The 13,368-nt window shown below is 39.4% G+C and carries 16 protein-coding genes; 4 read left to right on the top strand and 12 right to left on the bottom strand.

Annotation, left to right across the window (positions count from 1 at the left end; translation table 11 throughout):
* Positions 1 to 28 precede the first annotated feature (28 nt).
* Positions 29 to 466 (bottom strand): YlbF/YmcA family competence regulator, encoded by a 438-nt coding sequence (locus ABH966_RS00635; protein ID WP_370075121.1) that lies wholly within the window; start codon positions 464 to 466, stop codon positions 29 to 31.
* Positions 467 to 2,011, bottom strand: a complete 1,545-nt coding sequence (gene miaB / locus ABH966_RS00640; RefSeq protein ID WP_370075122.1) for a tRNA (N6-isopentenyl adenosine(37)-C2)-methylthiotransferase MiaB — start codon at positions 2,009 to 2,011, stop codon at positions 467 to 469.
* Between the two features lie 201 nt (positions 2,012 to 2,212).
* Here miaB and ABH966_RS00645 point away from each other — a divergent pair, with 201 nt between their 5' ends.
* The 4 genes from ABH966_RS00645 to ABH966_RS00660 are packed head-to-tail and all read left to right on the top strand — an operon-like array spanning position 2,213 to position 3,659.
* A complete protein-coding gene (locus ABH966_RS00645; protein ID WP_370075123.1) occupies positions 2,213 to 2,503 on the top strand; it encodes a hypothetical protein in 291 nt (96 codons plus the stop codon).
* Entirely contained in the window at positions 2,504 to 2,716 is a 213-nt protein-coding gene (locus tag ABH966_RS00650; RefSeq protein ID WP_370075124.1) for a hypothetical protein, read from the top strand.
* Positions 2,670 to 3,290, top strand: coding sequence for a hypothetical protein (locus ABH966_RS00655; RefSeq protein ID WP_370075125.1), 621 nt, complete (start codon positions 2,670 to 2,672; stop codon positions 3,288 to 3,290). Before ABH966_RS00650 ends, ABH966_RS00655 begins: the two co-directional genes overlap by 47 nt.
* Entirely contained in the window at positions 3,291 to 3,659 is a 369-nt protein-coding gene (locus ABH966_RS00660) for a hypothetical protein (protein WP_370075126.1), read from the top strand.
* On the opposite strand, the gene ABH966_RS00665 is transcribed toward ABH966_RS00660, so the two are convergent.
* The 10 genes from ABH966_RS00665 to ABH966_RS00710 form a co-directional block, all read right to left on the bottom strand.
* Positions 3,592 to 4,599 carry a histidinol phosphate phosphatase domain-containing protein gene (locus tag ABH966_RS00665; RefSeq protein ID WP_370075127.1) on the bottom strand — a complete coding sequence of 336 codons (1,008 nt, stop codon included), beginning with the start codon at positions 4,597 to 4,599 and terminating at the stop codon, positions 3,592 to 3,594. The genes ABH966_RS00660 and ABH966_RS00665 overlap by 68 nt on opposite strands.
* Positions 4,592 to 5,380, bottom strand: a complete 789-nt coding sequence (locus ABH966_RS00670) for a DeoR/GlpR family DNA-binding transcription regulator (protein ID WP_370075128.1) — start codon at positions 5,378 to 5,380, stop codon at positions 4,592 to 4,594. Before ABH966_RS00670 ends, ABH966_RS00665 begins: the two co-directional genes overlap by 8 nt.
* On the bottom strand, positions 5,377 to 6,378 hold the full coding sequence (locus tag ABH966_RS00675) for an ABC transporter ATP-binding protein (RefSeq protein ID WP_370075129.1): 1,002 nt from the start codon (positions 6,376 to 6,378) through the stop codon (positions 5,377 to 5,379). The genes ABH966_RS00670 and ABH966_RS00675 overlap by 4 nt, the downstream gene beginning before the upstream one ends.
* Positions 6,375 to 7,160, bottom strand: a complete 786-nt coding sequence (locus tag ABH966_RS00680; RefSeq protein ID WP_370075130.1) for an ABC transporter permease — start codon at positions 7,158 to 7,160, stop codon at positions 6,375 to 6,377. The genes ABH966_RS00675 and ABH966_RS00680 overlap by 4 nt, the downstream gene beginning before the upstream one ends.
* Positions 7,160 to 8,002: an ABC transporter permease gene (locus ABH966_RS00685; RefSeq protein WP_370075131.1), complete on the bottom strand. Its 843-nt coding sequence runs from the start codon at positions 8,000 to 8,002 to the stop codon at positions 7,160 to 7,162. Before ABH966_RS00685 ends, ABH966_RS00680 begins: the two co-directional genes overlap by 1 nt.
* Positions 8,003 to 8,282: 280 nt before the next feature.
* Positions 8,283 to 9,119, bottom strand: a complete 837-nt coding sequence (locus tag ABH966_RS00690; protein ID WP_370075132.1) for an alkaline phosphatase family protein — start codon at positions 9,117 to 9,119, stop codon at positions 8,283 to 8,285.
* Complete coding sequence (locus tag ABH966_RS00695) at positions 9,109 to 10,197, bottom strand: ABC transporter substrate-binding protein (protein WP_370075133.1); 1,089 nt, start codon at positions 10,195 to 10,197, stop codon at positions 9,109 to 9,111. Before ABH966_RS00695 ends, ABH966_RS00690 begins: the two co-directional genes overlap by 11 nt.
* 224 nt (positions 10,198 to 10,421) lie before the next feature.
* Positions 10,422 to 10,799: a 2-oxoglutarate ferredoxin oxidoreductase subunit beta gene (locus ABH966_RS00700; RefSeq protein WP_370075134.1), complete on the bottom strand. Its 378-nt coding sequence runs from the start codon at positions 10,797 to 10,799 to the stop codon at positions 10,422 to 10,424.
* A gap of 530 nt (positions 10,800 to 11,329) precedes the next feature.
* Positions 11,330 to 12,715, bottom strand: a complete 1,386-nt coding sequence (locus ABH966_RS00705; RefSeq protein WP_370075135.1) for a sensor histidine kinase — start codon at positions 12,713 to 12,715, stop codon at positions 11,330 to 11,332.
* Positions 12,703 to 13,365 carry a response regulator transcription factor gene (locus ABH966_RS00710; RefSeq protein ID WP_370075136.1) on the bottom strand — a complete coding sequence of 221 codons (663 nt, stop codon included), beginning with the start codon at positions 13,363 to 13,365 and terminating at the stop codon, positions 12,703 to 12,705. Before ABH966_RS00710 ends, ABH966_RS00705 begins: the two co-directional genes overlap by 13 nt.
* Positions 13,366 to 13,368 lie beyond the last annotated feature (3 nt).

Consider the following 13,368-nt stretch of genomic DNA (forward strand, 5'->3'; position numbering starts at 1 on the left):
AGCATTCGAGCTATTACTTCTATTATGTTTATGAGCAGCTGCCTGGTGTTGTATTGGCTACGTATGAGCCAGTTTCTCCACGAAGTAAATCCCCACCAGTTGAGCGGACAATTTCATTTGTAACATTGTTAGCAATTGTGTTCGAAACTAATTGCAATAAATCATTGACATCAACTTGAGATTCTTTAAATTGTTGAACCACTGGGATTGAGTTGATTTCTTCTTCAATTTTTTCGATTTTATCTTCAATTAATTTAAGCGCTTTTTCTTTCCCTAAGTGTTGGAAGTTAACAGCTTGCTTCTGTAGGCTTTTTAGGCCTGCAATACGCTCACGTACTTGTTGGTTTTCATTAATTTGCGCTTCAGCCTTTTTGAAAAATTCAACTTCTGGCGTATTGGCAATCATATGCGCAATTTCGTGTGACTTCTTGATTAAATCATCTTTTGTATATAATACTTGTGACATTTACGCTTCCACCTTTTCATTTTTTACTACTTCTACGAACTCACCACTTAGTGAATAAGAAGTAGCCTCAACTATTTTTACCTTCACTAATTGACCAATTAGATCTGCTGGCGCTTTAAAGTTTACAAGACGATTTTTACGCGTATAGCCAGCTAACACATCCTCGCGTTTTTTACTTGTACCTTCGACTAAGACTTCTACTACTTCACCTTTCAAGCCCTCTAATGCTTTGCGAGAGTATTCTCCTACAACTTCATTTAAACGGTGGAGACGTTCTTTTTTCACTTCTTCAGGTACATTATCCACCATTTTGGCAGCAGGTGTACCCTCTCGAGGAGAATAAATATAAGTAAAGGCCATTTCAAAGCCTACTTCACGGTACAAGGATAATGTCTCCTCAAATTGCTCCTCTGTTTCATTAGGGTAGCCTACGATAATATCAGTCGTTAGTGTTACTTCCGGAATAGCCGCTTTAATTTTCGCTACTAATCCAAGGAAATGCTCACGTGTATACTTACGCGCCATAATTTTTAGCACATCATTTGAACCAGATTGTACTGGTAAATGAATATGTTCAACTAAGTTACCACGTTTTGTAAGAACTTCGATTAAATGATCATCGAAGTCACGTGGATGACTCGTTGTAAAACGAATGCGTGGAATATCAATTTTTCGTAATTCATCCATTAAATCACCAAGTCGATATTCAATATCCTCAAAATCCTTGCCGTAAGCGTTGACATTTTGCCCCAGCAGCATAATTTCTTTATAGCCCGCAGCCGCTAATTCACGAACTTCAGCAATAATCTCCTCTGGACGGCGACTACGCTCCTTACCACGCGTATAAGGTACAATACAATACGTACAGAATTTATCACAGCCGTACATAATATTTACCCAAGCTTTAATGGAACCAAGACGTTTTTTCGGCAGATTCTCAATAACATCGCCTTCTTTAGACCAAACCTCAATGACCATTTCCTTAGACATATATGCTTCTTTTAAAATGTTCGGTAAACGGTGAATATTATGTGTACCAAACACCATATCGACATGTGGATAACTTCTTAAAATTTTATTTACAACGGATTCTTCCTGTGACATACAGCCACAAACCCCAATAAGCATTTCTGGATTTTTACGTTTATATTTTAGTAGGAAGCCCAGTTCTCCAAATACTTTGTTTTCTGCATTTTCACGGATAGCACACGTATTCAGTAGCACTACATCAGCTTCATCAATCACATCTGTAGGCGTATAACCTAGCTGCATAAAAATCCCAGCCATCACTTCCGTATCATGCTCGTTCATTTGGCAGCCATACGTACGAATATAAAAAGTACGCCCCGTACCCACACCTGCAAACTCTTCTGCAATGTTAAAGTCCTTATGGTACTTAACTTCTTCTTTCCCACGTTTTTTAGCATCTTTTAATGAAGGTGCCGTAAAGACCGTTTCAAAATATTTACTATAATCCTTTTCAGGCTTATCTTCTTTTTTTGGTTGATTGACTTGTTGATTTGCTAAGCGTTGTTCTTCATTCATTGCAATCAGGTAACTCCTTTCAAACGAATTCCATACATTTGAATTCCCATTTTACTATTATACTGAATAATGGCAACATCCTACAAGGTTTGCGTACTAAATGTCGCGGTTTAGACTTAATTACGCTTAGCTAGATGAATATTTTTGTTAGGTTGCAGGGGGGATTCGTCAGTTTTGCGGGGGCGGGGGTTATCCATCACTTTGGCGCTTCTATCCATCATTTTGATGGTTCTATCCACGATTTTGACTTTTCTATCCGTCGCTCTGCCGGTTCTTTCCGTCGCTTCCCCGGTTCTTTCCTTCGCTTTGACTGCTACCCTTCACTTCTATAGTTTCTACCGTTGCCTCGTCGATTTTATCCATCATTTTGACGGTTCTATCCACGTTATTGACGGCTCTATCCACGATTTTGACTTTTCTATCCGTCGCTTGGACGATTCCTTCCGTCACTTCGCCAGTTCTTTCCGTCGCTGGATGATTCTATCCACGTAATTGACGGTTCTATCCACGACTTTGCCTTTTCTTTCCGTCACTTCGCAGGTTCCTTCCGTCACTTGGTCGGTTCTTTCCGTCGCTTTGATTTCTATCCGTCATTTCGGCAGTTCTTTCCGTCGCTTGGATGATTACTTCCGTCGCTTCGTCGGTTCTTTCCGTCGCTTTGATTTCTATCCGTCATTTCGGCAGTTCTTTCCGTCGCTTGGATGATTACTTCCGTCGCTTCGTCGGTTCTTTCCGTCGCTTTGATTTCTATCCGTCATTTCGGCAGTTCTTTCCGTCGCTTGGACGATTCCTTCCGTCTCTTCGCCAGTTCTTTCCGTCGCTGGATGATTCTATCCACGTAATTGACGGTTCTATCCACGACTTTGCCTTTTCTTTCCGTCACTTCGCCGGTTCCTTCCGTCATTTCGGCAGTTCTTTCCGTCGCTTGGATGATTCCTTCCGTCGCTTCGTCGGTTCTTTCCGTCGCTTTGATTTCTATCCGTCATTTCGGCAGTTCTTTCCGTCGCTTCGCTGGTTCTTTCCGTCGCTGGATGATTCTATCCACGATTTTGACCTTTCTATCCACGACTTTGCCTTTTCTATCCGTCGCTCTGCCGGTTCTTTCCGTCGCTTTGGCATATCTTACCGTCACTTCGGCAGTTCTTTCCGTCGTTTTGGCATATCTTACCGTCACTTCGGCAGTTCTTTCCGTCGCTTGGACGATTCCTTCCGTCGCTTCGTCGGTTCCTTCCGTCACTTCGCCGGTTCTTTCCGTCGCTGGATGATTCTATCCACGTAATTGACAGTTCTATCCACGATTTTGACCTTTCTATCCACGGCTTTGCCTTTTCTATCCGTCACTCTGCCGGTTCTTTCCGTCGCTTTGATTTCTATCCATCACTTCGTCAGTTCCTTCTGTCGCTCTGCCTTTTCTTTCCGTCGCTCTGATCAATCTATCCATCATTTCGCTGGCTCCATCCTTCACTTTAATGATTATACCCGTCGCTTTGCTCAACCTATCCATCACCTCACCGAAGCCCATCCACCACCCTTCCTAAAAACAAAAAATCACCGAAGATATTCATCAACGGCGACGTTTATTATAGTTCTATATATTGTTTTTCGCGTTGATCAAATCCAACAATCGATTGAACGCCGAAGCTCTTAAGCAAATCTACATTGGCAAATGTATGTTTGCCTAAATCGTCCGGGAAATGCGCATCTGAGGAAACTGTAAAGGCTACACCGTGTTCAATTAAAATTTGCAAGAAACGGGAGCCAGGGCACATTTCCTTTACTGGATAGCGATAATATAAACCGGCATTTATTTCAGTGGTAGTTTGTGTGGTCACAAGTGCCTTTGCAATTCTTTCATACCAAGAGTCAAGAAAAGCCGTGTCCTTCACTTGATAGTCGAACACTTTAAAGTTGTCTAAATGCGCCACAAAATCAAACATATTCGAGATGATCATTTTTTCTACTGTAGCAAAAAATCGTGCAAAGTTATCCTGTAAGGCTGCTACATCCATGTCCTCAAATATATATTGTGTTTGAGGATTATCAAAGCCCCAGCCATCGACAAAATGGACAGATCCGATGACATAATCCCACGGATATCCTTCTAATAATGATGCTAATTCTTCCTCACCATCGACAAAATAATCTGCCTCGATGCCAAGCTTTAAGGAAATACCATGGCGACTCCACTTTTCCTTTGATCGATTAATAGCTGACACAAAATCATCCATGCTTTCCGTCATCACACGATCAAGCCAGTAACGCTGAATTCTACCAACTTCATTGTCATCTAACTGCATATATCGCTCAAAGTATGCTCGCGTCTCTTTGAAACGATATAGATGGTCGACAATCCCAACCTCGCGCAAACCAAGCTGCTTTGCTTGTTGTAAATATAAATCTAACCATTCTTCACTATAGCACCCATTCTGTAAACGCTTTGATAACTGCTGCATTTGTAGCTCTATAAATGCTTTAGAACCTTTTGTTGCTCCTTCATCTTCATTAAAAAATCTAATTGCCTGAGAAGTACGCTCCAGCCATCGAAATGAATATGGCCCCTCCTCTAAATGTACATGATAATCAATCATCCGATTTCCCTCCATTGCATACAGTCCACTTTCCCTCATACATTTGCCACTCTAATGGGCAAGATATATCACAAAGAATTTCTGAGTACTCTTCAATGTGACAAATTTGATAAAAGGACTTACCATTTATTTTAGATGCATCCGCTAATAATAAGTTCATCTTGCTACGGTCAAGCATTTTTTTAGAAATTAACGATTCATCCAAATCATAATCGTACACGATACCATCACTTATACCACCACACGATATAAATGCTTTATCAAAATTCATATTTCCTAATAATTCTAATGTCATAGCTCCTGTTACTGAGGATTGCCTTGGATTGGTCGTTCCTCCAAGTAATATAACTTTCCCCGTCATCCGCCGCTCTTCTATAGCCAAATTAAATTGTACAGCTGCAGCGATTGAATTGGTTACGACAGTTATATCGTTGACTGCCAATAAAAAATCTGCAATATGCACAGTCGTTGTCCCTGTATCCACCGCGATAGTATCCCCATCACATATACGACTAGCTGCTAAACGAGCTATATCGCGCTTTGCCTCTTTTTGCATTTGAAGCTTGCGCAAAAATGCTGGTTCATTTCTAACGTTCGTATACTTTACAGCTCCTCCGTGTACTCTCGTTAATAAATGCTGTTGCTCTAGTTCATCAAAATCCCTACGAATCGTTTCTGGTGCCACTTGTAATTCTTCTGCAATATTGGCAACAATAATTTTTTCATCAGCCTCTAATTGTTTTAAAATAAATTCAAAACGTTCAATTTTTGCATATGTCATGATAATGCAATCACATCTTCCCTCGCCACATAGCACACATATTGCTTACCAAGTTCAAACGAATGCCCTCGTTGGTGTAGCTGTTCCATCGTAAAGAGACTTTCACCCTCTAACGTTGTCCGAATAACATTGCCGCTCATTAATGACTGCTTCGCCTCTCCAGTCATACAAACATCCCCCTGCCTCTGATTGAGATGTATGGCTTCTGGTCGAATCGCAAATTTTGAGTATTCTTTTGGCAATGTCTCGCCAATCATTTTCTCAAGGGCTTGACGCGTAAAAACATTGTAATGTCCGATAAAATTAGCGATAAATTCACTTTCAGGGCTTGTATAAATCGCAGTAGGTGTTCCACTTTGTGCAATCATCCCATTATTCATCACAAATATTCTGTCAGAAACAGCCATTGCTTCCTCTTGGTCATGCGTCACTAAAATCATCGTTATACCTAGCTTTTGTTGAATCGCTCGTAAGTCTGCTTGAAGTTTCTTACGAATTTGGGCATCTAACGCACTGAGCGGCTCATCTAACAGCAATACTTTTGGACGTACAATTAGCGCTCGAGCAAGGGCAACACGCTGTTGCTGACCTCCAGATAATTCTTTCGGATATGCATTCGCTTTTTCACTTAAATGCACGATTTCAAGCATTTCTTGAACACGTTGATCCACTTCAGCAGTATTTACTTTTTGCATGCGTAAACCGAAGGCTACATTTTCTTTCACTGTCATATTTGGAAATAGCGCATATGATTGAAACACCATACCAACTTGGCGATCCTTTGATTGAACACCATTCATATCCTTGTCTTCTATGATAATTTTTCCCGCAGATGCATCTGTTAAGCCTGCTAATATACGTAGGATTGTACTCTTACCACAGCCACTCGGACCTAAAAGAGTTATAAATTCACCTTTTTCAATCTTCATATTTATATTTGATAAAACCGTCGTTGATCCATATTTTTTATGAAGTCCTTCAATCACAATATAACTCATAGATTTGTAGCACCTTTCGATCGTTTCGTTAATGTTGCAATAGCGAATGTTAATAAGCCCATAAGAACGATATAAATAAAGACAACTGCACTAGCAATATGTCCACTTGTACTAAGCTTCTTCATTAAATAAATTTGTACTGTTTCAAAGCGAGAACCGACAACAAGATTAATCAGTACAAATTCTCCAAAAAGTACGGAAAACGATAATAATGCACCTGCAAATAAGCCTGGGTAAACAGTAGGTAATAATATTTTAGTAAATGCCTGCACTTTCGATGCTCCCAGTAATTGTGCTGCATCTAAAAGCTGCCGTGCATCTACATTCCGTAAACTATTGCGTGTCCCCTGATAAATGTAAGGTAGGATACCGATAACATATGCCCCTAAAACTACGAGAATCATCGGCACACCAAATTTGCTGTAAACACGAATGAGCCCAACTGCTAAAATAATTCCAGGAAATGAATACACCATCACAACAGCCATCTGAATCCATTTTTCGTATTTTGGAAAATACAACACGATCACAAAAATAGCTGGTACGATAACGAGCAATGCAACCACTACAGCCCCACTCGACAATAAAACAGAACGTCCAAACGCCTGTATAAATTCTGCATCCTGAAATAATGTAGCAAGCCATTTAAATGTTAATCCTTCTGGCAAAATGGTCTTATTCCATTTTGTCGCAAAGGCGTAAAGCATTGTTGCAGCAACTGGCAACACTAAATACACCACTAACAGGAGGAAAAATAAATCAGCAAAGCCTCTTTTTTTCACTATAACTTCCTCCTTGTTTTTGAAATGCTCCATTCACTTAACAGCATCGCCGTCACCATCGTTACTGCTAGTATTACAGCAATAGCACTTGCCAGCTCTGGTTGAGCAAAAATATCTCCCTTAATAAGAGAGCCAATACGAATGGCTACTAAATTGTAATTACTGCTAGTTAGCGCATAGGCTGAGGCATACGCACCCATTGCATTGGCAAACAATACGCTATATGTTCCAACAATCCCTGGAAGCATAACAGGGATCCCAATCTTCATCCAAAACTGCCAAGTAGAAGCTCCCAGTAATGCTGCTGCGTCCTTCCATTGTTGCTGAATTCCATCATAGATTGGGTATAAAAGCATTAAAGCTAATGGTAGCTGAAAATAAATATAAATCAGTAACAAGCCACCCCAGCTATAAAGAGAAAATGATGATAATGTGCCGATACCCCATTTATCGAATAGCAATGTAAAAAGCCCACTATTACCAAGTAATACGATAAACGCAAAAGCTAACGGAATACCTGAAAAATTTGATGTTAAGTTTGTCAGTATTAAAATTTTCTCGCGCACTGGCTCAGAAAATCTCATAATCGCATAAACAGCAAATAGGGTAACAATTAAGGCAATGACTGCCGAAATAACGGACAGTGTAATACTATTTTTAAAGCCTTGTAAAATGTAATCATTCGTTAGTACAGATTGATATTGTGCGAGTGTAAAACCATCACTATTTTGAAAGCTTGTGATGAGCATATACAGTAACGGTACTAAGAAAAATAACAAGACAAGTACTAGAAAAGGAGAAAGCCAGGCAACTGTTTGCCGCTTCGAAATCAAAACAATCACTTCTTTCTTTATTTAATAGCGGCCATTTAGATTAATGTTGATTTAATCACTTCATTTAGAAGAATTATCACCATAGCGTGGGGTTGATTTCCGTTCCGACTGGGCGCTTTCCTGGGGGCGTCCGATGAGCCGCTTCGCTGCAGGGTCTCATCTGTGACGCTGATCCCCAAGGAGTCGCCCAGTCTCCACTCCAATCAACTAATACAAGGCATATGTTTTAAAAATGTCATTACCAAACTTCGATAATGAATCAATTACACACTTGAATAAATAATGATAATTAAGCCTTTTTTAAAGAATGCATCCCCTCTATTAACAGCGGAACCATTTCATCAGATGGTTCGATATTCAATAAATGACAGCATAGCGGAGCAATTTGTAACTGTGATACAACCTCATCCTTAACGCCCGCTTTAACATAATTCGAAATAACAAACATCGGTACATGACGATCCTCACCTGTTGTGCCTCCATGGTTACCATCACTCGTCATCCCATGATCTGCTGTCACGATCACTTCATAGCCTTGTGCAAGACATTTTGGGATAAATAAAGATAATAAAGCATCCACTGCTAAAACACGATTTCGATATTGCGCAGAGTCAGCCGTAAATTTATGACCGTCATCATCTACATTCATCGGATGAATATATAAGAAATCTGGTTGCTTTTGATCCATTAGCCAAGCAGCTTCCGCAAATAAATGACTGTCTGGATAGTGATCCTCAAAGTAGAACAGTCCATTCTCAATCGGCAAATGTGTATCTAATTGTAGCCTGTCCTCCATATGCACAAATGGTGAACGATTATATAGCTCACTTACCCAATAATAGGCAGCTGCTGCTGTAGACAGACCGTTTTCTTTCGCTAAATGAAATAAACTATTTTGCGTGGATAAACGCACTGTCATATTGCTCGTTACTCCATGTACAATGGGTGGTGTCCCCGTTAAAATCGTTTCATATAAAGGCCTTGATAGTGATGGGACCTCTGAGCAAACCTTGTAGCGTGCCGCAATTTTACGTTCAACTAAATGGTGCATAAATCCCATATGGGTACAGGCTGTATCAAAGCGAAGTGCATCTACGACAATTAAAACAACTTTATTATTTTCCATGGATTAATACCTGCTCTTGATATAGTTGTGGAATTTGCTTTGTTGTTTCTTCCCATTTCTTTTGGTCTTTTACTGGCTGTGCATTTTTGTACATGTCCGCAGGTAATAATAGCTTCTGAACATCTTGAGACAATTGAACTTTGTCACGAATTGGACGAGCATAACCCTTTGCTAAATTTTCTTGTCCTGCATCGGATAAAATGTATTCACGAGCTAACATTGCTGCATAAGGATTTTTAGCGTATTTATTAATGATCGTTGCATAGCCTGATGTTACAGAACCTTCTGATGGAATAACGACATCAAAACGTTTCTCATCAATTTGGTGTCGATAGCCAAGTGCATTAAAATCCCATAAGATGGCTACGTCAATTTCGCCTTTTTCTAAATTCGCTACAGTCGGATCTCCTTTTAAACGCCCTTGTTTTGCTAAGTCTGTAAAAAAGTCTATTCCAGGTTGAATATTCGATTCATCGCCACCAAATGCCATTGAAGCTGCTAAAATAGCAAACTGTGCTTGATTCGCTGTTAAAGCATCACCAATGCTGACAGTGTAATCTCCGTTTTTAATGTCCTCCCAAGATTTCGGGGCATTTTTGACGTTGTTTTTATCAGTTAAAAATGAAATGGTTCCAGTGTAACCCACGATCCAATGGCCTTCATTGTCCTTTGCCCAGTCAGGTATTTCATCCCAATAAGATGTTTTGTACGGTAATGTTAAACCTTTGTCCTTAGCAATCGGTCCAAAGGCAATTCCGACGTCACCAATATCCGCAGTGGCATCATCCTTTTCCGCCTCAAACTTCGCTAGCTCCTCAGCACTCGACATGTCTGTATCCTTATGCTTAAGGCTATATTCAGTACCAAGATCATCCCAAGTCTCTACCCAGTTAGCCCAAGTATCTGGCATACCGACCGAATTTACAGTGCCTTCTTCTTGTGCTTTTTTCGTCATCTCTTCAAGTGTCAAATCACTTTTCACTTCATTCGAACTAGATGAACTGTCAGAACAAGCTGCCAACATTGAAATTGCTAATGCTCCGATTAGACCTTTCTTCCACAACTTTTGAATTGCCATGAGTTGGAACCTCCATTTGTTTATGTTTGTTTTCATTTGCCTTACAACATTTATGTTAGGAAACAAACATTAAGCAAGTATGGAGGACGTTAAAATATTCAGTAAAAATTATTAAGGAATTATTAATTGAAGGGGAGATTGTAAAAGTTTTAGAGGAGTAAGTAGGAATCTAGTTCTGTATGCGCACGTTTATGTAGCGTTCCAGGACGTGCACATACTCTAGATTAATTTTGTAAACCAAGAAAATCTGCATATGTATGCGGCTCGTTTTCCTTTAAAATTGTTAAAAATGTAAAAGCAAGCTGTACAACTGACCACCATTTCATATTGTAGGACATTTCGAAGCGGGCAGGTTCTAATGTAAAAACATCCTGAAAAATATCAAGTGGATCAATTTTTTCATCTTTTAATATCGAGAGAAAACCTAAAAACAACGTATGGTCCTTGACCTCAATCATTTTTCCATCAACAAGTGCATCAATATTTTCTGGTTGATGAAAATCACATTGTGTCGCAACATACCTTTCTAAATCCTGGGCACGTTGTCTTTCTTCGCGTTCTTTTTTCTTTGCAATAAAATCAATGACGTTATCCACGTGCATCGCCTCTTCTTTTTTTCTTTTATTGTAGCATTTTTTACAATACTATTGCCCAAACACGCTCCCCATTTTTTCCCTTTCCAACAAAAACAAAAAAGAATGATATTAGCAAATTTGCCAAAATCATTCTTTTCTCAAGGTATTTATTAATTTAAGGCTCGCCATCATAACGTGAGGTTGATTTCCGTTCCGGCTGGGCGCTTTGTTGCTGCCGCTACGTTAGCACTACGCTTTCGCACAGAGCAAAGCTTCCTGGGGGCATCCGATGAGCCGCTTCACTCGCGTTGCTCGCTCCAGGGTCTCATCTGTGACGCTAATCCCCAAGGAGTCGCCCAGCCTCCACTCCAATCAACTTATATACACGGTATACATTTTATCTAATATCATATTAATAAACACTCTATTAGAAGACTCTCTAATTTTTGTTGCGCACCAAAATAGGCATAAGCAAAAAATCCTTCTATCGGTAAATAATTAACCGCATTTTGAATAATTTTGTTTATCTTCCGAAAACAAAGTGACAGGAAAGGCAATTACGTCAGGGAGAAATTGATTGGGATTGTTATGGTCACTTTACCCCCACCAGCTGATGAATCATTGGAAATTAGCAGTTTTCCACCATGACTCTGAACAATGGACTGGGCAATATAAAGTCCCATCCCATGGTGATCTCCTGCATTTCTGCTTGGATCTCCGCGATAAAATTGTTTGGTAGCCTCATTTAAATCTCTCGGAGAAAATCCACGGCCGCTATCGGTAACGGTAAACTGAATAAAGTCAGAAGCGCTTTGAACAGTTAATGTCACCTTAGAGTTTTCAGGTGTGTGCTCTACAGCATTGGCAATGACATTTAAAATCGCACGATAGAACCGCTCTTCATCAAGCAATATAAGTGCAGGAAGCATTTCCTTTTGGACATCCACTTGAAGCCTTTTTTCCAACGAAAGAGCTCTCATTTGATCTTCTACTTCTGTCATCAATGCATCCGTTTTAACATTCGTTTTTTCCCGAACGATATTTTTCTCCATTTTCGATATATCAATTAGCTCTTTCGTGAATCTTTCTATTTCCATTGTATTTTTCAAAATATAGTCATTATATTCCCTTTGTATATCATCTTGAACCGTATCCTGCAAAAGCTCTGCATTCCCCCGAATAATTGTGAGCGGTGTTTTTAGATCATGAGCAAGAGCAGAAATTTGTTCTCTACGTGCCTGTTCTGATTCCCATTGTTGTTTTAAGGAGATGTTTAGAGCCTCTCTCATTTGCTCAAGAGAAATGGATATTTCATCTATTTCACGTATTCCAGAAGGGCTTATCGTAAAATCCAAATTTTGATTTTGTATTTTTTCAATCGCTTCCTGCAAACCAAACATTTTTTTCTTAAGCTTTCTTCCGAAATGGATCGCAAGGCCAGTTGCTATAGTTATAACCCCTATAATAAACAATAGAATATCTAACAGTTGTGGATTAGGTAAATACTTCCTCATAATAGCCGAACGATACTGTGGCACTAAATCATACCGTAATATACAAATCTCATTTTCTCGCTCTATAAACGAGTAAAATTGGGCGATACTTTGAGATTGTTCTTTTTTCATTGCATCCCAAGCTTTAAAAGCTTCCTTCTCTGAAAGATTTCCTTCAAGAAGTTCACCTTCTTTAGAGAAGACTGCGTAATCAACAAGGTCTGGGATCATATCAGCTGTAACTGAACTACTAGACGCAATACGATCCCTTGATAATGAAATTTGAGTTTCTGCATAATTTGCTGGTAATACGATGTTGGTAGAAAGGGCAAACAACGTTAAACCGATCAGTAGTACTACTAACAGAATGACGCCTAAACTTAGGAAAAAGAGATAACGAAGAAAAAAAGTATGTAAACGTGTTCCTTTATTGGGCCTCATTGTCTCCATTTATATCCGATCCCCCAAACAGTGTCAATGGCGTCAACATTAAAAGTATGTAGCTTTGAACGAATATTTTTAATATGCTCAGTAATAGCAGTACTGTCACTTTTCCCATCAAATCCAAAAATAGTTTCATAAATCTTTTCTTTAGAAAACACCTGTCCTCTATTTCGAGCTAGATATTCGCATATTTCGTATTCACTTTTTGTCAGCATTACCTTCTCTTCATTTACAAACAGCTCTTTGCCCGATAGATTGAAGTGAACATTATCTACAAAAAGAATACTACGTCTCTCTCTTTTTTCGCGTCTCAAATGTGCATTCACTCTCGCACGTAGCTCTCCGATTCCAAACGGCTTGATAATATAATCATCTGCGCCAAGACCTAGTCCATACATTAGATCCTCCTCCAACGATTTAGCCGTTAAAAAAAGGATAGGACAATCTACAGCATGACGTATTTGGCCACATAAAGTAAATCCATCAATTTCGGGCATCATCACATCCAATAAAATTAAATCAAAGGCACCAAGATTCATTTTACTTACTTCTGTTGCATCAGAGACTGCCGTTACTAAATGCTCGTCTTTTAGTAATGCATTTTTTATCAATACTAAAATACCTTTTTCATCATCTACTGCTAATACTTTTGCCATATT

Source organism: Lysinibacillus sp. RC46 (assembly GCF_041262385.1).
In the GTDB taxonomy this organism is placed as follows: Bacteria; Bacillota; Bacilli; order Bacillales_A; family Planococcaceae; genus Lysinibacillus.

Bases quoted from the DNA above. Each gene is read 5' to 3' on its own strand.
- miaB (WP_370075122.1), bottom strand. From the start codon at position 2,011: ATGAATGAAGAACAACGCTTAGCAAATCAACAAGTCAATCAACCAAAA.
- ABH966_RS00705 (WP_370075135.1), bottom strand. From the start codon at position 12,715: ATGGAGACAATGAGGCCCAATAAAGGAACACGTTTACATACTTTTTTT.
- ABH966_RS00670 (WP_370075128.1), bottom strand. From the start codon at position 5,380: ATGACATATGCAAAAATTGAACGTTTTGAATTTATTTTAAAACAATTA.
- ABH966_RS00690 (WP_370075132.1), bottom strand. From the start codon at position 9,119: ATGGAAAATAATAAAGTTGTTTTAATTGTCGTAGATGCACTTCGCTTT.
- ABH966_RS00700 (WP_370075134.1), bottom strand. From the start codon at position 10,799: ATGCACGTGGATAACGTCATTGATTTTATTGCAAAGAAAAAAGAACGC.
- ABH966_RS00665 (WP_370075127.1), bottom strand. From the start codon at position 4,599: ATGATTGATTATCATGTACATTTAGAGGAGGGGCCATATTCATTTCGA.
- ABH966_RS00710 (WP_370075136.1), bottom strand. From the start codon at position 13,365: ATGGCAAAAGTATTAGCAGTAGATGATGAAAAAGGTATTTTAGTATTG.
- ABH966_RS00675 (WP_370075129.1), bottom strand. From the start codon at position 6,378: ATGAGTTATATTGTGATTGAAGGACTTCATAAAAAATATGGATCAACG.
- ABH966_RS00695 (WP_370075133.1), bottom strand. From the start codon at position 10,197: ATGGCAATTCAAAAGTTGTGGAAGAAAGGTCTAATCGGAGCATTAGCA.
- ABH966_RS00635 (WP_370075121.1), bottom strand. From the start codon at position 466: ATGTCACAAGTATTATATACAAAAGATGATTTAATCAAGAAGTCACAC.